21 protein-coding genes are annotated in these 22,617 nt (G+C 71.2%); 16 read left to right on the top strand and 5 right to left on the bottom strand.

Going from position 1 to position 22,617, the window contains the following annotated elements:
* Positions 1-18: 18 nt before the first annotated feature.
* The 4 genes from ACIHIX_RS24105 to ACIHIX_RS24090 all read left to right on the top strand — a co-directional run bounded on the left by ACIHIX_RS24105 (position 19) and on the right by ACIHIX_RS24090 (position 5,086).
* Positions 19-1,362: an NYN domain-containing protein gene (locus ACIHIX_RS24105; RefSeq protein WP_399959394.1), complete on the top strand. Its 1,344-nt coding sequence runs from the start codon at positions 19-21 to the stop codon at positions 1,360-1,362.
* Between the two features lie 210 nt (positions 1,363-1,572).
* On the top strand, positions 1,573-2,607 hold the full coding sequence (locus tag ACIHIX_RS24100; protein ID WP_399959392.1) for an NlpC/P60 family protein: 1,035 nt from the start codon (positions 1,573-1,575) through the stop codon (positions 2,605-2,607).
* Positions 2,608-2,815: 208 nt separating this feature from the next.
* Complete coding sequence (locus ACIHIX_RS24095; protein WP_399959390.1) at positions 2,816-3,835, top strand: NlpC/P60 family protein; 1,020 nt, start codon at positions 2,816-2,818, stop codon at positions 3,833-3,835.
* Between the two features lie 60 nt (positions 3,836-3,895).
* The gene (locus tag ACIHIX_RS24090) at positions 3,896-5,086 is read left to right on the top strand and encodes a hypothetical protein (protein ID WP_399959388.1); all 1,191 of its coding nucleotides are present in this window, start codon (positions 3,896-3,898) and stop codon (positions 5,084-5,086) included.
* On the opposite strand, the gene ACIHIX_RS24085 is transcribed toward ACIHIX_RS24090, so the two are convergent.
* Positions 5,043-5,600, bottom strand: coding sequence for a PadR family transcriptional regulator (locus ACIHIX_RS24085; RefSeq protein WP_399959386.1), 558 nt, complete (start codon positions 5,598-5,600; stop codon positions 5,043-5,045). The two genes, ACIHIX_RS24090 and ACIHIX_RS24085, sit on opposite strands and share 44 nt — an antisense overlap.
* Before the next feature lie 91 nt (positions 5,601-5,691).
* Here ACIHIX_RS24085 and ACIHIX_RS24080 point away from each other — a divergent pair, with 91 nt between their 5' ends.
* A complete protein-coding gene (locus ACIHIX_RS24080; RefSeq protein ID WP_399959385.1) occupies positions 5,692-7,002 on the top strand; it encodes an MATE family efflux transporter in 1,311 nt (436 codons plus the stop codon).
* Here the strand turns inward: ACIHIX_RS24080 and ACIHIX_RS24075 are convergent.
* A complete protein-coding gene (locus ACIHIX_RS24075; RefSeq protein WP_399959383.1) occupies positions 6,951-8,198 on the bottom strand; it encodes a glycosyltransferase 87 family protein in 1,248 nt (415 codons plus the stop codon). The two genes, ACIHIX_RS24080 and ACIHIX_RS24075, sit on opposite strands and share 52 nt — an antisense overlap.
* Positions 8,199-8,340: 142 nt before the next feature.
* On the opposite strand from ACIHIX_RS24075, the gene ACIHIX_RS24070 reads away from it, so the two are divergent.
* Both ACIHIX_RS24070 and ACIHIX_RS24065 read left to right on the top strand, forming a co-directional pair.
* Positions 8,341-9,483: a glycosyltransferase family 4 protein gene (locus tag ACIHIX_RS24070; RefSeq protein WP_399959440.1), complete on the top strand. Its 1,143-nt coding sequence runs from the start codon at positions 8,341-8,343 to the stop codon at positions 9,481-9,483.
* A 91-nt stretch (positions 9,484-9,574) separates the two neighbouring features.
* Positions 9,575-11,161, top strand: coding sequence for a GMC oxidoreductase (locus tag ACIHIX_RS24065; protein ID WP_399959438.1), 1,587 nt, complete (start codon positions 9,575-9,577; stop codon positions 11,159-11,161).
* A gap of 19 nt (positions 11,162-11,180) precedes the next feature.
* On the opposite strand, the gene ACIHIX_RS24060 is transcribed toward ACIHIX_RS24065, so the two are convergent.
* Complete coding sequence (locus ACIHIX_RS24060) at positions 11,181-12,977, bottom strand: AMP-dependent synthetase/ligase (RefSeq protein WP_399959381.1); 1,797 nt, start codon at positions 12,975-12,977, stop codon at positions 11,181-11,183.
* 297 nt (positions 12,978-13,274) lie between these two features.
* On the opposite strand from ACIHIX_RS24060, the gene ACIHIX_RS24055 reads away from it, so the two are divergent.
* From ACIHIX_RS24055 to ACIHIX_RS24030, 6 genes are all read left to right on the top strand, one after another.
* Positions 13,275-14,072 (top strand): metallophosphoesterase, encoded by a 798-nt coding sequence (locus tag ACIHIX_RS24055; protein WP_399959379.1) that lies wholly within the window; start codon positions 13,275-13,277, stop codon positions 14,070-14,072.
* Between the two features lie 103 nt (positions 14,073-14,175).
* Positions 14,176-14,619, top strand: a complete 444-nt coding sequence (locus ACIHIX_RS24050) for an SRPBCC family protein (protein WP_399959377.1) — start codon at positions 14,176-14,178, stop codon at positions 14,617-14,619.
* Positions 14,620-14,653: 34 nt separating this feature from the next.
* Positions 14,654-15,823, top strand: coding sequence for an ArsA family ATPase (locus ACIHIX_RS24045; RefSeq protein ID WP_399959375.1), 1,170 nt, complete (start codon positions 14,654-14,656; stop codon positions 15,821-15,823).
* 57 nt (positions 15,824-15,880) lie between these two features.
* Positions 15,881-16,354 carry a DUF5304 domain-containing protein gene (locus ACIHIX_RS24040; protein ID WP_399959373.1) on the top strand — a complete coding sequence of 158 codons (474 nt, stop codon included), beginning with the start codon at positions 15,881-15,883 and terminating at the stop codon, positions 16,352-16,354.
* A gap of 54 nt (positions 16,355-16,408) precedes the next feature.
* Positions 16,409-17,362: an ROK family glucokinase gene (locus ACIHIX_RS24035; protein ID WP_399959371.1), complete on the top strand. Its 954-nt coding sequence runs from the start codon at positions 16,409-16,411 to the stop codon at positions 17,360-17,362.
* 115 nt (positions 17,363-17,477) lie between these two features.
* Positions 17,478-18,191: an endonuclease/exonuclease/phosphatase family protein gene (locus ACIHIX_RS24030; protein ID WP_399959369.1), complete on the top strand. Its 714-nt coding sequence runs from the start codon at positions 17,478-17,480 to the stop codon at positions 18,189-18,191.
* A 5-nt stretch (positions 18,192-18,196) separates the two neighbouring features.
* Here ACIHIX_RS24030 and ACIHIX_RS24025 read toward each other — a convergent pair whose 3' ends face one another.
* Both ACIHIX_RS24025 and ACIHIX_RS24020 read right to left on the bottom strand, forming a co-directional pair.
* Complete coding sequence (locus ACIHIX_RS24025) at positions 18,197-18,835, bottom strand: hypothetical protein (protein WP_399959368.1); 639 nt, start codon at positions 18,833-18,835, stop codon at positions 18,197-18,199.
* The gene (locus tag ACIHIX_RS24020; RefSeq protein ID WP_399959366.1) at positions 18,828-19,610 is read right to left on the bottom strand and encodes an alpha/beta hydrolase; all 783 of its coding nucleotides are present in this window, start codon (positions 19,608-19,610) and stop codon (positions 18,828-18,830) included. The genes ACIHIX_RS24025 and ACIHIX_RS24020 overlap by 8 nt, the downstream gene beginning before the upstream one ends.
* A 169-nt stretch (positions 19,611-19,779) precedes the next feature.
* On the opposite strand from ACIHIX_RS24020, the gene ACIHIX_RS24015 reads away from it, so the two are divergent.
* The 3 genes from ACIHIX_RS24015 (at position 19,780) to ACIHIX_RS24005 (ending at position 22,562) form a co-directional block, all read left to right on the top strand.
* Positions 19,780-20,526 carry a lysophospholipid acyltransferase family protein gene (locus ACIHIX_RS24015; RefSeq protein WP_399959436.1) on the top strand — a complete coding sequence of 249 codons (747 nt, stop codon included), beginning with the start codon at positions 19,780-19,782 and terminating at the stop codon, positions 20,524-20,526.
* 150 nt (positions 20,527-20,676) lie between these two features.
* Entirely contained in the window at positions 20,677-21,891 is a 1,215-nt protein-coding gene (gene macS, locus ACIHIX_RS24010; protein ID WP_399959364.1) for a MacS family sensor histidine kinase, read from the top strand.
* Positions 21,888-22,562: a response regulator gene (locus ACIHIX_RS24005; RefSeq protein ID WP_399959362.1), complete on the top strand. Its 675-nt coding sequence runs from the start codon at positions 21,888-21,890 to the stop codon at positions 22,560-22,562. Before macS ends, ACIHIX_RS24005 begins: the two co-directional genes overlap by 4 nt.
* Positions 22,563-22,617: the final 55 nt, after the last annotated feature.

The raw sequence follows: 22,617 nt of genomic DNA, 5'->3' as shown, positions 1-22,617 counted from the left end.
AGGTTGGGGTGTTGACGGATGGTGGAGACACAAGGCGGGGAGCCGGGCGACGGCGCCGCTGAGGTGCTCGACCGTCCGCTGCCCGACGGCGTGCGCCGTCGCGTCGTACAGATCGTCTCCGACGGCTTCGGTGGCCTGACCGTCGGTGAACTGCCCGCGCAGCTCAGACAGTACGCCCGGTTCGCGCCGAACCGGCGGGCCAAGTTCGCCGGCAACGCGATGGCCGCGGCACTGGAGACCGATCCGCTGTTCCGGCAGCGCATCGGCGAGAAGTTCAGAGAGGCCCAGCCGGAGCTCGCCGGCGCCCTCGACTCCGGCTCGCCGCCCCCGGCCGCGGATCCGCTCGACGTGGCGGCCGCGGCCTATGTTCTGCGTCCCACGGGCTGGGTGAAGCTCGTGACCGCGGCCGGCGAGGAGGCCCAGCGGGCCGACGCCGAGCGTGCCGACGAGGAGAGCCGGGTCGAGCTGGAGCGGCTGCGCGAGGAGCTGGCGGCCGCCCGGGACCACACGCGCGCCGAGACCGAGCGGCTGCGCATCGAGCTGGACGCGGCCAAGAAGGAAGCCGAATCGCTTCACCGCAAGCTGCGGGCCGCCCTCAGCGACGTCAAGCGCGGTGAGGCGGCGCTGCGCAAGCTCCAGACCGAGATGGACGCCGTGCGCGCCGAGGGGCAGACGCAGGTGTCCACCGCCGAGGTCGAGGCGCGGCGGCTCAAGGCCCGGCTGGGGGAGGCCGAGGCCGCGCTGGAGGCCACACGCAAGGCGGCCAGGGAGGGGCGCAGTGTCGAGGACATGCGCGTCCGGCTGCTCCTTGACACCGTGCTGGACGCGGCCCAAGGGCTGCGCAGGGAGCTGGCGTTGCCGCCCGTCTCCGTACGGCCGGCGGAGACCGTCGACGCGGTCGAACCGGGGCGAATGACCCCGAAGGACATCGCCGCGCGGGCGCTGTCCGAGAACGATCCGGCCATTCTGGACCAGCTGCTCGCCCTGCCCCAGGCCCACTTGGTGGTCGACGGCTACAACGTCACCAAGACCGGCTATCCCCAGATGCCCCTGGAGAAGCAGCGTCTGCGGCTGCTCGGTCAGCTCTCGCAGCTCGCGGCCCAGACGGGCGCGGAGGTGACGTGTGTCTTCGACGGCGCCGAACTGGCCGCGCCGGTGCTGCTCGCGCCGCCGCGCGGTGTGCGGGTGCTGTTCTCCAAGGCGGGCGTCACGGCCGACGAACTGATCCGCCAGCTGGTGCGTGCCGAGCCGCCGGGCCGGCCGGTCATCGTCGCCTCCACCGACCGTGAGGTGGCCGACGGGGTGGCCAAGGCGGGGGCCCGGCCTGTCGCTTCGGCGATGCTTTTGAAGCGCCTGTCCTGAAGTTCTAAGTTCCAGGTTTAATGCCCGAATTGGCTGGATCGTCACACAACGTAGTGTCAATCGAGCATTACCGCACGTGAGTTGTGTGTAAAGAATGCAGTCCGTGACCGATTTTTTCGCGCGAGGATTTGAACTGATCACAAGAAGGTCACTAGGGTCTGGGCTCGAACCTCCGAACGGGTGATCACTCACAAGAAGGAGCTCACCTCCGTGGCGTCCCACCGTCGACCCAAGCAGCCGAGCCGCACACGCGTGACCGTGCTGACCACCGCTGCTGCCGCCGCCGTCGCGCTGAGCGCCAACGCCGCCAACGCGGCACCGAGCGAGAAGCCCAGCAAGGACGAGGTCAAGTCCAAGGTCGACAAGCTCTACGAGGAGGCCGAGCAGGCCACCGAGAAGCTCAACGGCGCCAAGGAGAAGCAGGAGAAGCTCCAGAAGGAGATCTCCGCCATCCAGGACACCGTGGCCCGCGGCCAGGAGGACCTCAACGGCCTCCGTGACTCCATGGGTCTCGCGGCCGCCGCCCAGTACCGCACGGGCTCCATAGACGCCTCCCTGCAGCTCTTCCTGTCGTCCAACCCGGACGACTACCTGGACAAGGCCTCCACGGCCGACCAGCTGAGCGCCCAGCAGGTCGAGGCGCTGAAGAAGATCCAGGAGAAGCAGCGCGAGCTCGCGCAGGAGCGCTCCGAGGCCTCCGAGAAGCTCAAGGACCTCTCCTCCACCCGGACCGAACTGGCCAAGAAGAAGAAGGAAGTCCAGGCCAAGCTCGCCGAGGCGCAGAAGCTGCTCAACACGCTGACGGCCGCCGAGAAGGCCGCCCTCGCCGCCGAGGACGAGCGCGCCAGCCGCTCCGCCAGCGAGCGCGTGGACCTCGGCGACGCCCCCGCCGCCTCCAACTTCGCCGCCGCCGCCTTCTCGGCCGCCCAGAGCCAGCTCGGCAAGCCGTACGTCTACGGCGCCACGGGCACCGCCTCCTACGACTGCTCGGGCCTGACCTCCTGGGCCTACGCCCAGGCCGGCGTCTCCATCCCCCGCACCTCGCAGGCCCAGGCGAACGCCGGTACGCGCATCTACTCGCAGAGCCAGCTCAAGGTCGGCGACCTCGTCATCTTCTACGGCGACCTGCACCACGTGGGCATCTACGCCGGCAACGGCCAGGTGATCCACGCCCCCCGCACCGGCACGGTCGTGCGCTACGAGTCGATCGGCAACATGCCGTTCCAGTTCGGCGTCCGGATCTGAGCACCCCGGAACACGCTCAAGATCACGACACCGTGCCGCCCGTTCGGGCGAATCCTGGCGACGTGAACTGACCCCACGCCCCGCCACTGACCTGCGTCGGTGGCGGGGCGTCACGTTGTGTGGCCGTGGAGGTCTTTGGAAGCGCCCTTGTCGCGGGGCTACTGTCTGCCGCGTTTCCTGTCCGCCAGCGGAAGGGGTGCGGCTTCTCGTGGGGTCCCATCGCCGCCTTGCATCGACTTCGTCCGGGTTCGACCGGGGCGCCAGTGCCGCGCTCTGCGTCCTGACGGCCACCGCCGCGGCCCTCGGCGCCGTACCGGCCACGGCCGCCCCGCACGACGACACCCGTGCCGAGGTGGACCGCCTCTACGAGGAGGCCGAGAAGGCGACCGAGGCCTTCAACAAGGCCGACGAACGCGCCGACGCGCTGAAGAAGCAGGTCGGCACCGCGCAGGACCGGATCGCCCGCCAGCAGGACCGCATCAACTCCATGCGGGAGAAGCTCGGTTCGCTGGCCGGTGCCCAGTACCGCTCCGGCGGCCTCGACCCGTCCCTCGCCCTGCTGTTCTCCGACGACCCGGACGACTACCTCGACAAGGCCGCCGCCCTGGACCGGATCACCGCCCACCAGGCCGGTGAGCTCAAGGACCTTCAGGAGGCGATGCGCGAGCTCACCCAGGAGCGCGCGGAGGCGGCCGGTCAGCTGGCCGAGCTGGAGAAGAGCCGCAAGGCGGTCGCGAGCCACAAGCAGACCGTCGAGAAGAAGCTCGCCCAGGCCCGACGGCTGCTCAACTCCCTGCCGTCCGAGGAGCGCGCCGCCTACGACCGGGCCTCCCGCTCCGGCCGCGAGGACATGCCCGACCTCAGCGGCGCCCTGCCGCCCAACGCCCGGGCCGCCGCCGCGGTCGCCGCCGCCCGCGCCGCGATCGGCAAGCCGTACGTCTGGGGCGCGACCGGCCCCTCCGGCTTCGACTGCTCGGGCCTGATGGTGTGGTCGTACCGGCACGCCGGGGTCTCCCTGCCGCGCACCTCGCAGGGCCAGCGCTACGCGGGACAGCAGGTCCCGCTCTCCCAGGCGCAACCCGGCGACCTGGTCACCTACCGGTCCGACGCCAGCCACGTCGGCATGTACGTCGGCAACGGCCAGGTGATCCACGCGCCCTACCCCGGCGCCCCCGTCCGCTACGACCCGGTGGGCATGATGCCGGGCGCCACCGTCACCAGGGTCTGACCCAGGCCCTCTGACCCTGGCCCTCTGACCCTGGCGGCCGTCCCGCCGTACGATCGTGAAATGGCTGGTCGAAGGCGGGCGTCGAGACACGGGATCCTCGCGCTGTGTCTGCTGCTGGTCTCCCTGGTGGCCTGCGGCGGCACGTCCGGTACCGGCACCGCCAGGGCCGATGTGCAGGCGCTGCTCGACCGGCGGTCGGTCGCCGTCCTCGACCGGGACCGGGCCGCGTTCATGCAGACGGGCGCGCTGGACTGGTTCGAGAACGCGCGGGGCGTGCCGTTCGCGTCCTGGGCGTACCGCTTGACGGGGCTCCACCGGGACGGTGCCGAGGCCACCGCCGATGTCGAGCTCAAGTACCGCATAGAGGGCTACGACAACGCCCCGGTCACCGTCGGCCGCACGCTCACCCTGAGCCTGGACGCCGGCGGCGAGTGGTACGTCGACCAGGAGAAGCCCGCGAAGAAGTCCGCCCAGCAGCTGTGGGACCAGGGCGAGGTCACCGTCGTCCGCGGCGGCAGCAGCCTCGTCCTCGGGGTCGGGCGGTCGAGCGCGGCGCTGCGGACCTACGTGGATCTGGCGGACCGTGCCGTGCCGGCGGTGTCGGCGCAGTGGGGCACCCGGTGGGCGCGGCATGTCGTCGTGCTCGTACCGAAGTCCCTGGACGGCATGGCCGGGCTGCTGGGCTCGCCCGCCTCCTCGTACCGCGGGATCGCCGCCGTCACCACCGGTGAGACGGGCGCCCCCGCGAGCGCGCCCGCGGACCGCATCATCGTCAACCCCGACGCGTACGGCGTCCTCGGCAGCGTCGGCAAGCAGGTCGTGCTCACCCATGAGACCACCCATGTCGCGACCCGCGACCACACCAGTGCCGCCACGCCCCTGTGGCTGTCCGAGGGGTACGCCGACTGGATCGGCTATCTCGACTCCGGGCGCTCGCCCGTCCAGGCCGCCCCGGAGCTGTGGCGGGCCGTGACCGAGGGGCGGACGCCGACGGCCCTGCCGAAGGACGCCGACTTCGGGTTCAGCGGCGACGCGACGAAGCTCGCCCAGGCGTACGAGGGCGGCTGGCTGGCCTGCCGGATGGTCGCGCAGCGGTGGGGGACCGACCAGCTCCGCGCCTTCTACCAGGCCGTCGGCGGCCACAAGCAGCGCGCCGGGGCGGTCGAGGACGCGCTCAAGAGCGTGCTCGACACGAACCTGGACGACTTCACGGCCCAGTGGCGGGACTATCTGCGGGCTCAGCTCGACTGAGCCGCTCGACGGCCTCCTCCAGCCAGGTGCGCTCCGCCTCCCCGGTCGCCCGCGCGACCCGCAGCATGCCCTCCCGGAACAGGTCCGCCGCCTCCTCCGCGCGGACGGGTCTGCCCTCGTCGTAGAAGAAGCTGGTCGGCGCGTCGAGGAACTCCAGGCGGCGGCGGAGCACCGCGGCCTGTTCCTGGCGGTCCGGGAGATGGCGCAGGAAGGTCAGGACCGTGTTGAAGCGGACCTGGTCGGAGATCTCGACCGGCTTGGGCCGGCGCAGGCGCTCCAGGAGGTCCGCGCGGCCCGCGTCGGTGAGGGAGAGCGTGCGCCGCGGGGCCGCGCTCGCGCCCGGCTCGGTGTGCTCGTCGAGCTTGCCCGCCTTGATCAGCCGGGCGATCGCCGGGTAGAGGGCGCCGTCGCTGACCGGGCGGACATGGCCGCTGAGCGCCTTGATGCGCTCCTTCAGCTCATAGCCGTGCAGGGGTTCTTCGGCCAGGAAGCCCAGGATCGACAGCTCCAGCACGCCGATTCCTCCTTGTGGTGGTCGTGGAGCCATGGTACCTCTTATCGAGCTACCTCGATTCGAGGTAGCTCGAATCGAGGGGGTCCTTCTCGTGGACAGTCATCGCCGCCGGCTCATCGCGCTCGCCCACCCCGTCTACTTCTCGCTGCTCGCCTCCGTCGCCGCCGGGATCATCAACACCGTCTGGGTCTCCCGGCTCGGCGGAGCGGCGGTGGCGGCCGTCGCCGTGGCCACGAACGCCGAGAACGTGCTGCTGGGCGTCGCCCTGGTCTTCGGCTCGGGCACGACCGTGCTGGTCGCGCACGCCAGGGGTGCGCGGGACCCGGGGGCGGTGCGGGCCGCCGTGCGCGGGGGCTGGGCGGTGTTCGGGCTGGTCACGCCGGTGGTCGTGGGGGGCGGGTATCTGCTGCGGGAGCCGCTCGCGCGGCTGGTCATCGGCGAGGGCGCGCCCCTGCCGCTCGCCGTCGGGTACTTCGCGATATCGATGCCGGGGGTCGCCGTGTTCTTCGCCCAGCAACTGGTCGACGGGATCCTGAAGGGCACGGGGGACACCCGGACACCCCTGCGGCTCGCACTGCTCGCCAACGGGCTGATCCTCGGCTGCGACCCGCTCCTCATCCACCTCTACGGCGTCCAGGGCGCCGCCGCCTCGACGGTCCTGTGCCGGTGCGTGGCCCTGGGAGCGGGACTTCTCGCCCTGCGCCGGAACGCGCTGCTGCGGGTGGCCACCGGGCCCGGGGTCGCCTTCGGGCGGGTGCTGCGCACCGGGCTGCCCATGGCGGCCGACTTCACCGTGCGGCAGGGCGGGGCGCTCGTACTGGTCGCGATCGTGGCCCGGATCGGGGTGACGGCGGTGGCCGCGTACGCCATCGCGTACAAGGTCCTGTACGTGGCCACCATGGGCTTCTACGCCGTACGGCAGGCCGCCTCCATCCACACCGCGCATCTGCTGGGCGCCGGGTGGGACGAGCGGCGGGCGATCGGGCGGGAGGCGGTGCTGGTGTCCGGAGCCTTCGGGGCGACGGCCGCTCTGCTGTTCGCCGCCACGGCGCCCTGGATCATGGCCGCCTTCGGCGCCGGGGCGGGGGTCGCCGGCGAGGGTGTGCTGTTCCTGCGCTGCGTCGGGCCCTACCTGCTGCTGATGGCCTGCTTCATCGCGCTGGGCGGGGTCTTCGAGGGAAGCGGGGGCGCGCCCGTGCTGCTGAGGGTGACGCTGCTCGGCACGGCGGTCCAACTGCCGTTGGCGTACGGGCTTTCCGGGCTCGGGCTGCCGGGGGTGTGCCTGGCGATGGCGCTGGCCATGGCGGCGCAGTGCGCGGTGGTGGGCCTGGTTCTCGGACGGTCCCGGCGTCAGGAGGTGACCGGGGTCTCCGACGGCTCCTCGGTGGCCTGTGCCACCTGAGCCGGCTCGGGGTCCTCGGCGGGGGCGGTGACCGTGGCCCGCCACAGCTTCACGGCCGCCAGGACGGTCGCGATGACGAGCAGGCCGTTGCGGAGGAAGAGCAGGGTGACGCCCAGGCCGTCACTGGCGACGACGTTCGCGAAGTAGAGCGGGAACTCGAGCACCGTCACGAAGGAGGCCACCAGGACCAGCAGCGCGGGGAGCGTCATCCGGCTCGCCCGGAAGCACAGGCAGACCGCCGCGAGGCCGATCAGCCACACCATGTACTGCGGGCTGATCACCCGGCTCGTGGTCGTGAACAGCAGTACCGCCACGAACGCCGCGTCCGCCGTGGTGTGCGCCTCGAACCGGGTCGCCACCAGCCGCCACAGCAGCAGCCAGCCGAAGGCGACGCCGGTCAGGGCGAGCGCGGCCGTGCTGACGACGTTCACCCATGGTCCGAGGAACTCCACCGAGCCGTAGTTCAGCAGCACCTGGCCGTCCCAGCCGTACTGCCGGGCCACATGGAAGACCAGGGAGCCCAGCGACTCCACCTCGGTGCCCCGGTCGGCCTGGAAGGTCAGGAACGCGAAGGCGCCGGGCATGGTCACCGCGAACAGCGCCGCGAGGCCGGCCGCGGTGACCGCCGCCGACATCCAGACACCGCGCCTGCGGGCGGCCACCAGCAGCAGCACCGGCCACACCTTGAGCATCGCCCCGAAACCGACCAGGGCGCCCATCACCCGGGGATGCCGGGCGCCCGCGAGCAGCGCGGCCACGGCCACGGCGGTCACCATCACGTCGTAACGCGCGTACACGGTCGGCCCGAGCAGCGGGACGCCCACCACCCACACCCAGACCCCGCGCAGGCTCCGCCCGGGGCGCAGGCCCGCGTACAGCAGCAGGGAGAAGACGACCAGGTCGGCCAGGAAGGCGAGGACGAAGAAGGCCGTCGCGTACTGGAGGAACGGCAGCAGCGCGGGGGAGAGGATCGCCAGCGCGGCGGCCGGCGGGTACTGCCAGGTGACGTCGTCCTGCGGGAAGGTGCCGGTGCGCAGCACGTCGTTCCAGCCCTGGTAGATCACCGACACGTCGCTGGTGACGTCCGGGCCCGGGAAGACGTACACCTTCAGGACGAACAGGAGCAGCAGCAGCCTCGTCAGGCCCCAGGTCGCCAGCAGTCCCGCCGGAGACCGCCTCGCACCCGCAATGTCCACCGGAGCCCCTGTTCGCGCGTTGCTGTCGTTGCCGTCTTTGAGATGGCCATGATGTCCCGGCCTGCTGTGAGGTTGCCATAAACGTGGCCGTGACCGGCTGTGAGGGGGGTGTTGGGTAGGGTCGGCGGCGATGCACACGACGATGTCCAAGACCCTGATCGTCACGAACGACTTCCCGCCCAGGCCGGGCGGTATCCAGGCGTTCCTGCACAACATGGCGCTGCGCCTCGATCCCGAGCGGCTCGTGGTGTACGCCTCGACCTGGAAACGCGGCCGGGAGGGCGTAGCGGCCACGGCCGCCTTCGACGCCGAGCAGCCCTTCACCGTCGTACGCGACCGTACGACGATGCTCCTGCCGACCCCCGCGGCCACGCGTACGGCGGTCGGACTCCTGCGGGAACACGGCTGTACGTCGGTGTGGTTCGGGGCGGCGGCACCCCTCGGGCTGATGGCTCCCGCGCTGCGCAGGGCGGGGGCCGAGCGGCTGGTGGCCACGACCCACGGGCACGAGGCGGGGTGGGCGCAGCTGCCCGCCGCGCGGCAGTTGCTGCGCCGGATCGGGGAAGGCACGGACACGATCACCTACCTCGGGGAGTACACGCGGTCGCGGATCGCCGGCGCGCTGACGCCTCAGGCCGGCTCGCGGATGGTGCAGCTGCCGCCGGGCGTGGACGAGAAGACCTTCCACCCGGGGTCGGGCGGTGACGTGGTGCGGGCGCGGCTCGGGCTCGCCGACCGGCCGGTGGTGGTGTGCGTCTCGCGGCTGGTGCCGCGCAAGGGGCAGGACACGCTGATCCTGGCCATGCCGCGGATCCTTCTGGAAGAGCCCGAGGCCGTGCTGCTGATCGTGGGTGGCGGGCCGTACGAGAAGGAGCTGCGCGGGCTCGCGCGCGAGACCGGTGTCGCCGACTCCGTGCGCTTCACCGGGGCGGTGCCCTGGTCCGAGCTGCCCGCGCACTACGGGGCCGGGGACGTGTTCGCGATGCCGTGCCGCACGCGGCGGGGCGGCCTTGACGTCGAGGGGCTCGGGATCGTGTACCTGGAAGCCTCCGCGACCGGGCTGCCGGTCGTCGCCGGGGACTCCGGGGGAGCGCCGGACGCCGTGCTCGACGGGGAGACCGGGTGGGTCGTGCGGGGCGGCTCGGTGGAGGACTCCGCCGAGCGGATCCTGGCGCTCCTGGGCGATGCCGAGCTGCGCCGGCGGATGGGGGAGCGGGGGCGGGCCTGGGTGGAGGAGAAGTGGCGATGGGACCTGCTGGCAGAAAAGTTGAAGACGTTGCTCTAGCCGTCTAGGCGGAACCGAATAATCCGCACATGCTGCGCGCATGACAGCAAAACTGATGCAGCGTCAGCTGACGAGACGTCAAATCCTGGGCATGGTGGCCCTCCAGACCGCCGCCGCCTCTGGTCTCACCCGCATCGGTCTCGAGTCGGCGTCGGCCGTGGAACCGGCCGCCGTCGACAACGCCCCGGCCATCGTGGTCGGTTCGGGCTACGGCGCCGCCGTGGCCGCCCTCCGCCTCGGTCAGGCCGGCATCCGCACGCTCATGATCGAGATGGGCCGGCTCTGGAACACCGCCGGCTCCGACGGCAAGATCTTCTGTTCCACCGCCAACCCGGACCAGCGCTCCATGTGGTTCCGCACCCGCACCGAGGCCCCGCTGGCCACCTTCCTGTGGCTGGACGTCGTCAACAAGGACATCAGCCTCTACCCCGGTGTCCTGGACCGGGTGCGCTTCGCCAACATGTCCGTGTTCGTGGGACGCGGCGTCGGCGGCGGCTCGCTGGTCAACGGCTGTATGGCGGTGACCCCGCTGAAGTCGTACTTCGCCGAGCAGTTCCCGACCGTCGACGCCGACGAGATGTACGGCACGTACTTCCCGCGGGCCAACTCCATGCTCGGCGTCAACACCGTCGACCCCACCTGGTTCGAGTCGACGGAGTGGTACCGCTTCTCGCGGATCTCCCGCAAGCACGCCCAGAACACCGGCCTGAAGACCACCTTCGTGCCCAGCACCTACGACTTCGCCTACATGCAGAAGGAGGCAGCCGGTACGGCGACCAGGTCCGCGCTCGCCCAGGAGGTCATCTACGGCAACAACCACGGCAAGAAGAGCCTGGACAAGACCTATCTCGCCGCCGCGCTCGGCACTGGAAACGTCACCATCACCACCATGGAGCGGGTACGGGCCATCAGCCGGGCGAGCGACGGTTCGTACGTCCTGACCGCCGACCGCATCAACGACGCCGGCACGGTCGTCGAGACCAAGCAGTACCGCTGCACCTACCTGTTCCTCGGCGGCGGCAGCCTCGGCACCACCGAACTCCTCGTCCGCGCCCGGGACACCGGCACCCTGCCCGCCCTGGACGCGAGCGTCGGCGCCGGCTGGGGACCCAACGGCAACACCATGCTCGGCCGGGCCAACCACCTGTGGGACACGGTCGGGGCCAACCAGTCGACCATGCCGGTCATGGGCATCGACGACTGGGCCAACACCGCCAACCCGGTCTTCGCCGAGATCGCTCCTTTACCCACGGGTCTGGAGCACTGGGTGAGCCTCTATCTGGCGATCACCAAGAACCCGTCGCGGGCCGCGTTCACGTACGACAGCGCCACGGACGGCGTGAAGCTGGGCTGGACGGCCGCCCAGAGCGCGGTGTCCTCGGGCATGGCCAAGAAGCTCTTCGACCGCATCAACTCGGCCAACTCCACCATCTACCGCTACGACCTGTTCGGCTCGTCCAACAAGGTCTTCGCCGACGACTTCACCTACCACCCGCTGGGCGGCTGCGTGCTGGGCAAGGCCACCGACAACTACGGCCGCGTGAAGGGGTATTCGAAGCTCTACGTCACCGACGGCTCGCTCGTGCCCGGATCGATCGGCGTCAACCCGTTCGTGACGATCACCGCGCTCGCGGAACGGACGATGGCGCGGGTCCTCGTGGAGGACACCGCGCCATGACGTTCTTTCAGAAGGCCTGCTACTTCTGGTAGATCGCCTCGATCTCGTCCGCGTAGTCCTTCGCCACCACGTTGCGCTTGAGCTTCAGGGACGGCGTCAGGTGGCCCGACTCCTCCGTGAACTGGGAGGACAGAATGCGGAACTTCCGCACCGATTCCGCCTTCGACACCGCGGCGTTGCCGTCGTCGATCGCGGCCTGGACGGCAGCGTTCAGGTCCGCGTCCCCGGCCAGCGACGCCGCGGTGGAACCCGCAGGCTTGCCGTGCTCCTCGGCCCAACGGCCCAGGAACTCCTCGTCGATGGTGATCAGCGCGCCCACGAAGGGCCGCCCGTCGCCGACGACCATGCACTCCCCGACCAGCGCGTGCGCCCGGATCCGGTCCTCGATCACGGCCGGGGCGACGTTCTTGCCGCCCGCGGTGACGATGATCTCCTTCTTGCGGCCGGTGATCCTGAGGTAGCCGTCCTCGTCGAGGGTGCCGATGTCACCGGTGTGGAACCAGCCGTCGGCCAGCGCCTCGGCGGTCGCCGCCTCGTTGTTCCAGTAGCCCTTGAACAGGTGCTCGCCGTGCAGCAGCACCTCGCCGTCGTCGGCGATGCGGACCACCGAGCCCGGCAGCGGCTGCCCGACCGTGCCGATCTTCTGCCGGTCCCAGGGGTTGAACGCGGTGGCCGCGCAGGACTCGGTCAGGCCGTAGCCCTCCAGGACCGTGAAGCCGATGCCGCGGAAGAAGTGGCCGAGCCGCTCGCCCAGCGGGGCGCCGCCGGAGATGGCGTACTCGCCCTTGCCGCCGAGGACCGCGCGCAGTTTGCTGAAGACCAGCTTGTCGAAGGTCTTGTGCTTGATCTTCAGACCGAGGGACGGGCCCGAGGGGGTGTCCAGCGCCTTGCTGTACGCGATCGCGGTGTCGGCGGCCTTGTCGAAGATCTTGCCCTTGCCGTCGGCCTGCGCCTTGGCGCGCGCCGAGTTGTAGACCTTCTCGAAGACGCGCGGGACGCCCAGGATCAGCGTCGGCCGGAAGGAGGCCAGCTCGTCCGTGAGGTTCTTGATGTCCGGGACCATGCCCAGCTTGATCGGCGCCATCATCGGCGCGACCTGCACGAGCCGGCCGAAGACATGCGCGAGCGGCAGGAAGAGCAGGACCGAGCACTCACCGGTGCGGAACAGCGGACGCAGCCGCTCGACGACGTTGCCGCACTCGGCGAAGAAGCTGCGGTGGGTCAGCACACAGCCCTTGGGGCGGCCGGTCGTGCCGGACGTGTAGACGATGGTCGCCGGGTCGTCCGCCTTCGCCAGCGAGCTGCGCTCCTCGACGGCGGCGTCGCTGATGTCCTGGCCGAGCCGGCCCAGCTCCGCCACCCCGTCGGCCTCGATCTGCCAGACGTGCTTGAGGGCGGGCAGCTGGTCGCGCACCGACTCCACGGCGGCCGTGTGGTTGTCCAGCTCCACGACACAGGCGGTCGCGCCGGAGTCGGCGAGGATCCACTGGATCTGCTCGGGCGAGCTGGTCTCGTACACCGGCACGGTGACCGCGCCCGCGCTCCAGATCGCGAAGTCGAGCAGCGTCCACTCGTAGCGGGTCCGCGACATCAGGCCCACCCGGTCGCCGGGCTGCACGCCCGAGGCGATGAGGCCCTTGGCGGCCGCGTGCACCTCCGCGAGGAAGGTCGTCGCCGTGACGTCCCGCCACTCGCCGTCGACCTTGCGGGCGATGACGGCGACGTCGGGATGCTGCGCGGCGTTTCTGCGGACGATGTCGGTGAGGTTTCCGTCCGCAGGGACCTCGTACAAGGCCGGAAGGCTGAACTCGCGCAAGACTGCTGCTCCTCATAAGGCGCCGGCGCCACGACGTTGTGCGATGCGACGGTGCGGGTCCAAGGCTCGGGCAGGTGCTCGCGGATTCACATGTTGAAATCCTGAGCACGACTGGACTGCCCGGACGTTACCCGCCGGTATGGCGTCTCCGACAGGGGGTCCCGGCGAGATGTTCGCTGCGTCACACGGATTGGTGTTTCTCAGCGCACAGTAGTCGAGGCGTTTGATGACTGGCCAGTAACCGCAGGTCCGGCCGCCACTGTTCACGTATGCCGCACACGCCTACCCTTGATCGTCATGGCACCCTCACCGCCCGGTAACCGCAGGACACGCGTACATGTGGTCAGCGACGTGCACGGCAACGCCCGTGACCTGGCCCGAGCCGGCGAGGGCGCGGACGCCCTGATCTGCCTGGGTGACCTGGTCCTCTTCCTCGACTACGCCGACCACTCCCGCGGCATCTTCCCCGACCTGTTCGGCACGGAGAACGCCGATCGCATCGTGGAACTGCGCACCGCCCGCCGCTTCGAGGAGGCCCGCGAGTTCGGCGCCCGCCTGTGGGCCGGGATCGGTACGGACCGGGCGAGCGCCATCGAGAAGGCCGTACGCAAGCAGTACGCCGAGATGTTCGCCGCGTTCCCGACACCGACGTACGCCACCTACGGCAATGTCGACATGCCGCCCCTGTGGCCGGAGTACGCCGGACCGGGCACGACGGTCCTCGACGGCGAGCGGGTGGAGATCGGTGGCCGGACCTTCGGCTTCGTCGGCGGCGGCCTGCGCACGCCCATGCGCACCCCCTACGAGATCAGCGACGAGGAGTACGCGGCCAAGATTGAGGCGGTCGGTGAGGTGGACGTGCTGTGCACCCACATCCCGCCGGAGGTGCCGGAGCTGGTCTACGACACCGTCGCGCGCCGCTTCGAACGGGGCAGCCGGGCGCTGCTCGACGCGATCCGGCGCACCCGGCCCCGGTACGCGCTGTTCGGTCACGTCCACCAACCGCTCGTGCGCCGGATGCGGATCGGGACGACGGAGTGCGTCAACGTCGGGCACTTCGCGGGGAGCGGCAGGCCGTGGGCGCTCGAATGGTGACCGGTCGGTGAAGTCGGGCCCCCACGTGCGCGGTAGCCTTCACGCTGCACACACGTGCGCACGCTTCATGACCTACCGGCCCGTATCTGGAGGAGCCACGGCGATGGCGGAACACACCAGCTCGAGCATCACGATCGAGGCGGCACCGGCCGACGTCATGGCGGTGATCGCCGACTTCGCCCGCTACCCGGACTGGACCGGCGAGGTCAAGCAGGCCGAGGTCCTCGCGACGGACGCCGCGGGCCGCGCCGAGCAGGTACGGCTCGTCATGGACGCCGGCGCCATCAAGGACGACCAGGTGCTCGGCTACACCTGGACCGGGGAGAACGAGGTCTCCTGGACGCTGGTGAAGTCCCAGATGCTGCGCCAGCTGGACGGGTCGTACATCCTCAAGCCGGCCGGTACGGGGTCGACCGAGGTCACCTACCTCCTGACCGTCGACGTCAAGATCCCGATGCTGGGCATGATCAAGCGCAAGGCCGAGAAGGTCATCATCGACCGCGCGCTGGCCGGGCTGAAGAAGCGGGTGGAGTCGGGGTCGAAGTAGGGATTCACCGCCCGGGGATCTACCGTTCACTCCCATGCGCACCCTCCTGATCACCGGTCCCGGCGGCAGCGGTCGTACGACCCTTGCCGCCGCCACCGCGGTCGCCGCCGCCCGCGCGGGTGACCGGACCCTCCTCCTCAGCGGCGACCGGACCGACAGCCTCGGCGCGGTCCTGGGCGTGGCCACCGGGCCGGCGCCGGTCGAGGTCCGGGACGGGCTCACCGCTTGGCGCCCGGACGCCACCACCGGGTTCCGGGACGACCTCGCCGGCTTCCAGGAGCGCGCCTCCTCCGTCCTCGACCTGCTCGGCGCCTCCCGCCTCGACCCCGAAGAGGTCACCCCGCTGCCGGGCGCCGAGGAACTGACCTTCCTCCGCGCCCTGCGGGACGCGGCCCTGTCGGAGCGCCACGACCTCCTCGTCGTCGACCTGCCGCCCACCCCGCAGGCCCTCGCCCTGCTCGCCCTCCCCGAGGAACTGCGCCGCTATCTGCGCCGGCTGCTGCCGCCCGAGCGGCAGGCGGCGCGGGCGCTCAGGCCGATGCTGGGGCGGCTGGCCGGGGTGCCGATGCCGTCGGAGTGGCTGTACGAGACCACCGCGCGCTGGGACCTGGAACTCGCCGCCGTCGAGGCCGTCGTCGCCGACGCGAGGACCGCCGTACGCCTCGTCGCCGAGCCGGGTCCGGCCGGGGCCGACGCCGTGCGCGACGCCACACTCGGGCTCGCCCTGCGCGGGCTGCGTCCCGACCGTCTGGTCGCCAACCGGGTCCTGCCCGACCCGCCCGCCGACAGCTGGCTCGCCGGGCCCGCCGCCCAGCAGCGCAAGACGCTGGAGGGATGGCGGGAGTCGTACCAGGTCGTGGAGATCGCCCACCCCGGACGGGACCCGCGCGGCCTCGACGACCTCGAAGGGCTCGGTGCGCCCGGCGCGCCGGAGACCTCCTCCCGGGTCGAGTGGCCGGTCGTCGACCGGCTGGCCGAGGACGGGGTGCTGGTGTGGCACGTGCCCCTGCCCGGCGCCATACGCGACGAGCTGGACCTCATCCGGCGCGGTGACGAACTCGTCGTCAGCGCAGGCCAGTTCCGGCGGATCGTGCCGCTGCCGTCCGCCCTGCGGCGCTGCACCGTCGCCGGGGCCGCGCTGCGGGACGGGGTGCTGTGTGTCCGGTTCGCGCCGGACCCGGAGCTATGGCCGCAGACACGGTGAATCCGGTACGGCCGTTCGGGTAACGTCGGAGAGACGAACCGTAGTCAGGAGTCCGTCATGAGCGAACAGCTCCCCCCGTCAGACGCCGCCGACGAGGCCGTGGACGAGGTTCGGGCCACCGACGCCGACGCCTGGGCGACGGCGTGCGCCGAGGACCTCGCCGAGGAGAAGGCCCGCCGCCGCGCCACCTACGGTCCGCCGCCCGGCTCGGCCGCCGAGGAACTGCGCAAGCTCGTCGACGCCGTCACCGACAAGCTGTCCTCGATCCAGTCGCCGCTGCTCGGGGCGGTCGCCGGACCGGCCGCCCAGCAGGTGGTGCAGCAGGTCGTGCAGCAGGCCAAGGCCGCCGTCGAGCCCGTCATCGAACGCAACCCGGACGTCTTCGACCACCTGGCGGCCGCCGGCAACGAACTGCTGGCCGCCTACCGCTCCGCGGTCCAGGCCCAGGAACAGCGCTGGACCAGCCGCGACCCCAAGCCCGGCGAGGGCGGCGAGGAGCCCGGTCGGGGAGAGCGCATCGACCTGGACTAGAGGCCGCTCGGGTACGGTGGGCCGTAGCGGGGCTCGACCGAAACTGAGGGATTCATGGGACTCACCATCGGCGTCGACATCGGCGGCACGAAGATCGCGGCCGGCGTGGTCGATGAGGAAGGCAACATCCTCTCGACCTTCAAGGTGCCGACCCCGGGCACGCCCGAGGGCATCGTGGACGCCATCGCCTCCGCCGTCGAGGGCGCACGCGCAGGTCACGAGATCGTCGGCGTGGGCATCGGAGCCGCCGGTTACGTCAACCGGCAGCGCTCGGAGGTCTACTTCGCGCCTAACATCGACTGGCGCAACGAGCCGCTGAAGGAGAAGGTCGAGGCCCGCGTCGGCCTCCCCGTCGTCGTGGAGAACGACGCCAACGCGGCCGCGTGGGGCGAGTACAGGTTCGGCGCCGGCAAGGGCCACCGCAACGTCATCTGCATCACGCTCGGCACCGGCCTCGGCGGCGGCATCATCATCGGCAACAAGCTGCGCCGCGGACACTTCGGCGTCGCCGCCGAGTTCGGCCACATCCGCATGGTGCCGGACGGGCTGCTGTGCGGCTGCGGTTCGCAGGGCTGCTGGGAGCAGTACGCCTCCGGCCGCGCCCTGGTCCGGTACGCCAAGCAGCGCGCCAACGCCACCCCGGAGCGCGCCGAGGTGCTGCTCGCACTCGGTGACGGTTCGCCCGAGGGCATCGAGGGCAAGCACATCTCCGTCGCCGCCCGGCAGGGCGACCCGGTCGCCGTCGACTCCTACCGCGAGCTCGCCCGCTGGGCCGGCGCCGGCCTCGCCGACCTCGCCTCCCTCTTCGACCCGTCCGCCTTCATCGTCGGCGGCGGCCTCTCCGACGAGGGCGAACTGGTCCTCGACCCGATCCGCAAGTCGTACAAGCGCTGGTTGGTCGGCGGCAACTGGCGCCCGGTGGCGGACGTCATCGCGGCCCAGCTGGGCAACAAGGCGGGCATGGTCGGAGCAGCGGACCTGGCCAGGGAACCCGACCCGATCATGTAATCGCCGAGTAGGTGGAGATACCCAGGGGCGCGGGGAACTGCGCGACCAGCCACGACGGTGGGCCGGTCGCACACACACCTCGCGCCCCGAGTCATTAGGCGCAAAAATCAACGACATGGCATCCGACGATTCCACCCTCGTCCGAGTCCTCAGCTACAACGTCCGCTCACTCCGCGACGACACCCAGGCCCTGGCCCGAGTCATCAGGGCCTGCGCCCCCGACCTCGTCCTCGTCCAAGAAGCCCCCCGCTTCTTCCGCTGGCGCAAGAAACTCGCCCGCCTGGCCCGCGCAGCCGACCTCGTCATCCTCACCGGCGGCGCCACAGCCGCCGGCCCCGCGATCCTCTGCGACCTCCGCGCCACCGTGGAGCGCACCGAGGACGTCCTCCTCCCGCTCACCCCGGGCAACCACCGCCGAGGCTTCGCGACCGCCGTCGTCCGGTTCGGCAACGCCCGCGTCGGCGTCCTGAGCTGTCACCTCAGTCTCCAGAAGGACGAGCGCTACGAGCAGGCCGGCATGCTCCTCGACCGGCTCGCCGGCATGGGCGTCGAGCACGCCGTCGCGGGCGGCGACCTCAACGAACGCCCCGGCGGCCGGACGTTCCGCCGCCTCGCCGAGAACCTCCAGGACTGCTGGGCGACCGCCCCGCTCGGCGGCGAGCACACCTGGGTCCACAGCGAACCCCACCAGCGCATCGACGCGATCTTCGCCACGAAGGGCATCGAGGTGCTCGGCTGCGGGGTGCCGCCGGATCTCCCCGAGACAGACCTGAGGGCGGCCACGGACCATCTTCCGGTCCTGGCCACCCTCAAAGTGCCCGTGAGCTAGAGGACTCAGACGACCGCGCCCCGCCCGGGGTCCTCGTCCTCGTCCTCGTCCGTCCGCATCCGCGCCACCAGCGTCGCGAACCCGCCCAGGAAGCCGCCGATCCCGATCGTGGCGAGCCACCAGGTCATGTCCCAGCGCAGCAGTACCGCCAGCAGGAGGAGCAGCGGGCCGCCCAGCACCCCGAGCCACGCGAACCTGGCCGTGGTGTCGGCGGCGGGCAGCGGCGGCGGCTCCGGCGGGACGAAGTGGCCCTCGTCGTCCTCGTCGAAGTCGTCCTCGGTCGGCTCCGGTGCCGTGTAGTCACGCGGGCCGACGCCGGGCGCGAAGGCGACGGAGCTGCCCAGTGGCTTGGCCGGCGCCGGCTTCTCGTCCGCCTTCGGCTGCTCGGCGCCGGCCGCGTCGGCGTCCTTCGGGTCGGTGTCGGTGTCGTTGGTCTCCGGCTCCAGCAGCGCCAGGTCCTCCACCGACTTGAACGGCTTGGCGCCCGGCGGGTCCGGCGGCTCCTCGCCGTACCCGGCGACGATCGCCTCCCAGGCGGCGGTCTCGTCGAAGGGGACGTGCTGCTCCTCCGCGCCGAGTCCCTCGCGGTCGTCGCGGTTCTCCCAGTCCTCCCGGTCCTCGCGGTCCGAGTCGTACTCAGCCACGTACGGCCGTCCCTTCCTTGCTGCCGGTGCCGGCGGCGAGCCGGCCGATGAACGCGGCGCTCTCCTCGAAGATCCGCTCCGCATCGTGGTCCAACGTCGCGACGTGGTAGCTCTGTTCCAGCACGATCTCTGTTACGTCCGTCGAGGACACCCGGCTCAGCACGCGCGCGGAGTCCGCCGCCGGCACGACATGGTCCTCGGCGCTGCGCAGCAGCAACAGCGGCTGGGTGACCTGCGGCAACTCGCCGTCGACCAGCCGGAAGAAGGTCCGCAGGGAGTGCGCGGCGTGCAGCGGCACCCGGGCGTAGCCCAGTTCGTGCCGGCCCTCCTTGGCGATGTCGTCGGCGATGCCCGGCGTCGACCGCAGGAGATGACGCGCCACCGGAAGGGCGTACGGCGCGAGGCCGTGCATACGGTTCGCCGGGTTGACGACCATGACGCCCCGGACCGCCTCGCCGTGCTTCGCCGCCAGCCGCAGCGCGAGCGCGCCGCCCATCGACAGACCGGCCACGAACACGTCGGCGCAGCGCTCACGCAGGGCGCGCAGCTCGCGGTCCACCTCCGCGTACCAGTCCTGCCAGCCCGTCAGCTGCATGTCCTCCCAACGGGTGCCGTGTCCCGGCAGCAGGGGCAGCGAGACGGTCAGACCGCGCCCGGCGAGGTGCTCCGCCCAGGGGCGCAGCGACTGCGGGGAACCGGTGAAGCCGTGGCAGAGGAGGACACCCGTCTCTCCGCCTTCCTGGCGGAACGGCTCGGCTCCAGGGAGGACCGGCACCTTCGGTCTCCTGTTCATGGGGTCGGTTGCGGGTTCATGGGGTCATGCGCAGGTACTTCACCGTACGCGACCGCACTGACACCGACCAGGGTCGTCGGGCCCTTTGACGCTGCTCCGGGTTAAGGTCTCATCGACAGACACAGGAGGCACTCGGTTGTTGTACGGAACGATGAAGGTCGCCATCGGAGGGCCGCTGAAGGTCACCTTCAGGCCCTGGGTGGAGGGCGCCGAGAACATTCCGGACGACGGCCCCGCGATCCTGGCGAGCAACCACCTCTCCTTCTCCGACTCCTTCTTCCTGCCCGCGGTCCTCGACCGCAAGGTCACCTTCATCGCGAAGGCCGAGTACTTCACGACGCCCGGTGTGAAGGGCAGGCTGACGGCGGCGTTCTTCAAGGGCGCGGGTCAGCTCCCGGTGGACCGCTCCGGTGCGCGCGGCGCGGGCGAGGCGGCCATCAAGGCCGGCATCGAGGTCCTGGAGCGCGGTGAGCTGTTCGGGATCTACCCGGAGGGCACGCGCTCGCCCGACGGCCGTCTCTACCGGGGCAAGCCGGGGGGCCTCGCGCGCGTGGCGCTCGCCACCGGCGCGCCGGTCATCCCGGTCGCCATGATCGACACGGAGAAGATCCAGCCGCCGGGCAAGGTGATGCCCAAGATCATGCGGCCGGGCATCCGCATCGGCAAGCCACTGGACTTCAGCCGGTACCACGGCATGGAGCACGACCGGTTCGTGCTCCGCGCGGTGACCGACGAGGTCATGTACGAGATCATGAAACTCTCCGGCCAGGAGTACGTCGACATCTACGCGACCGCCGCCAAGCGGCAGATCGCGGAGGCGGCCAAGGCCGAGAAGGAAGCGGAGAAGGCGGCGAAGGCCGCCCTCGCGCAGGCTGAGAAGGAACGCGCCGAGTCCTGAGACAGGGGTTCGGCTGGGGGTGGGGGAGTGAGCCGGAGGGCGCGCCGGTGCCGAGGCCGGGAGCGCGCGGAGGCCCGAAGGGCTGAGCACGGTCGCGGCCTCGGCACCGGCTGAAAGCGCCCGGAGGCGAACGACCGGAAAAGGGGGGACATGGCCAGGCGTGAGCGTGTCATGAGGATGTCGGTCGAGCTGCCGCTGTGGCGTGCGCTCACCGGCTACCGGGTGCTGACCATGCTGTACGCGGTCGGACTGTTCGCCACGCAGTACGACGACTACGACCGCCCGGGCATCGCCATCGGCTACTTCGTCGTCCTGTGCGGATGGACGCTCGCCACCCTGCCCCGGGTACAGAACGAGGCGGCCTGCACCAAGCGCTTCCTCGCCGCGGACCTGACCGTCGCCCTCACCGGCATCGTGCTCACCCCGCTGGTGGTCAACGACGCGCACATCGACAGCGGCGGTCCCACGCTGCCGTCGATATGGACCGCCGGCTCGGTCCTCGCGTACGCCATCAAGGGCGGCTGGCGCTGGGCCGCGTTCGCCTCGACACCGGTCGCCGTCGCCAACCTCATCGAGCGCGGTGCCCCGGCCCGCGACACCATCCACAACGTGATCCTGGTCTGGGTCGCCTCCATCGCCATCGGCTACGTCGTCGAGGTCGCCCGCGCCTCCGAGCGCACCCTCGCCCGCGCCCTGGAGATCGAGGCGGCGACCCGCGAACGGGAGCGCCTGGCCCGGGACATCCACGACAGCGTGCTCCAGGTGCTGGCCATGGTGCAGCGGCGCGGCGCGGTCCTCGGCGGCGAGGCGGCGGAGCTGGGCCGGATGGCGGGCGAGCAGGAGGTGGCGCTGCGCACCCTGGTCTCCGGCGGGCTGACGCGGGTCTCCTGGGCGTCCGAGGACGTGTCCCAGGGGGCGGTCGTACGGGCCGTCGACGAGCCGGATCCCGAGGGCCCCGTCGATCTGCGCGCGCTGCTCGCCCCGTTCGCCGCCGCCAAGGTCAGCTTCGCCGAGCCCGGTGCTCCGGTGGAGCTGCCCCCGGGCGCCGCGAGGGAGCTGGCCGCCGCGGTGGGGGCCACCCTGGACAACGTGCGCCGGCACGCGGGGGAGGACGCGCGTGCGTGGATCCTGGTCGAGGACGAGCCCGACGAGGTGATCGTGACCGTACGGGACGACGGGCCCGGCATCCCCGAGGGGCGGCTCGCCCAGGCCGAGGGCGAGGGGCGGATGGGCGTGGCCCTGTCCATCCGGGGGCGGTTGCGCGACCTCGGCGGCAGCGCCGAACTGATCTCGGTGCCCGGACAGGGCACGGAGGTCGAACTGAAGATACCGAAGGCTTCACGGGGGAAGGCAGGACAGCGATGAGTGACCAGGACCCGATCAAGGTGATGGTGGTCGACGACCACCCGATGTGGCGCGACGCGGTCGCCCGTGACCTGGGCGAGTCCGGCTTCGAGGTGGTGGCCACCGCGGGCGACGGCGACCAGGCGGTGCGCCGCGCCAAGGCCGCCGGGCCCGATGTCCTGGTGCTCGACCTGAACCTGCCGCTCAAGCCCGGCGTCCAGGTCTGCAAGGAACTCGTCGGCCACAACCCGGCGTTGCGGGTCCTGGTGCTCTCCGCCAGCGGCGAGCACGCGGACGTGCTGGAGGCCGTGAAGTCGGGCGCGACCGGCTATCTGCTGAAGTCGGCGTCGACGGAGGAACTGCTCGACGCGGTGCGCCGGACGGCGGTGGGGGACCCGGTGTTCACGCCCGGCCTCGCCGGTCTGGTCCTCGGCGAGTACCGCCGCCTCGCCTCCGAGCCCGCACCCGCCGCCGACGCCGACCAGCCCAGGGCGCCCGAACTCACCGACCGCGAGACCGAGGTGCTGCGCCTGGTCGCCAAGGGCCTCAGCTACAAGCAGATCGCCGAGCGGCTGGTCATCTCCCACCGCACGGTTCAGAACCACGTCCAGAACACCCTCGGCAAGCTCCAGCTGCACAACAGGGTGGAGCTGGTCAGGTATGCCATAGAGCGTGGACTTGACGACGAGTAAACCAAGGAACCGCTGATTCACCGGAATTGCCCTTCCCGCCCATCCCTGTGTGACC

Origin of the sequence: Streptomyces sp. NPDC051913, assembly GCF_044593635.1 — a bacterium.
Lineage (GTDB): Bacteria > Actinomycetota > Actinomycetes > Streptomycetales > Streptomycetaceae > Streptomyces.
This window is presented reverse-complemented; position numbering and strand designations above follow the sequence as displayed.

Bases quoted from the DNA above. Each gene is read 5' to 3' on its own strand.
- ACIHIX_RS24105 (WP_399959394.1), top strand. From the start codon at position 19: ATGGTGGAGACACAAGGCGGGGAGCCGGGCGACGGCGCCGCTGAGGTG.
- ACIHIX_RS24090 (WP_399959388.1), top strand. From the start codon at position 3,896: ATGGCTGGTCGAAGGCGGGCGTCGAGACACGGGATCCTCGCGCTGTGT.
- ACIHIX_RS24070 (WP_399959440.1), top strand. From the start codon at position 8,341: ATGTCCAAGACCCTGATCGTCACGAACGACTTCCCGCCCAGGCCGGGC.
- ACIHIX_RS24065 (WP_399959438.1), top strand. From the start codon at position 9,575: ATGGTGGCCCTCCAGACCGCCGCCGCCTCTGGTCTCACCCGCATCGGT.
- ACIHIX_RS24055 (WP_399959379.1), top strand. From the start codon at position 13,275: ATGGCACCCTCACCGCCCGGTAACCGCAGGACACGCGTACATGTGGTC.
- ACIHIX_RS24050 (WP_399959377.1), top strand. From the start codon at position 14,176: ATGGCGGAACACACCAGCTCGAGCATCACGATCGAGGCGGCACCGGCC.
- ACIHIX_RS24045 (WP_399959375.1), top strand. From the start codon at position 14,654: ATGCGCACCCTCCTGATCACCGGTCCCGGCGGCAGCGGTCGTACGACC.
- ACIHIX_RS24040 (WP_399959373.1), top strand. From the start codon at position 15,881: ATGAGCGAACAGCTCCCCCCGTCAGACGCCGCCGACGAGGCCGTGGAC.
- ACIHIX_RS24035 (WP_399959371.1), top strand. From the start codon at position 16,409: ATGGGACTCACCATCGGCGTCGACATCGGCGGCACGAAGATCGCGGCC.
- ACIHIX_RS24030 (WP_399959369.1), top strand. From the start codon at position 17,478: ATGGCATCCGACGATTCCACCCTCGTCCGAGTCCTCAGCTACAACGTC.
- ACIHIX_RS24015 (WP_399959436.1), top strand. From the start codon at position 19,780: ATGAAGGTCGCCATCGGAGGGCCGCTGAAGGTCACCTTCAGGCCCTGG.
- macS (WP_399959364.1), top strand. From the start codon at position 20,677: ATGGCCAGGCGTGAGCGTGTCATGAGGATGTCGGTCGAGCTGCCGCTG.
- ACIHIX_RS24005 (WP_399959362.1), top strand. From the start codon at position 21,888: ATGAGTGACCAGGACCCGATCAAGGTGATGGTGGTCGACGACCACCCG.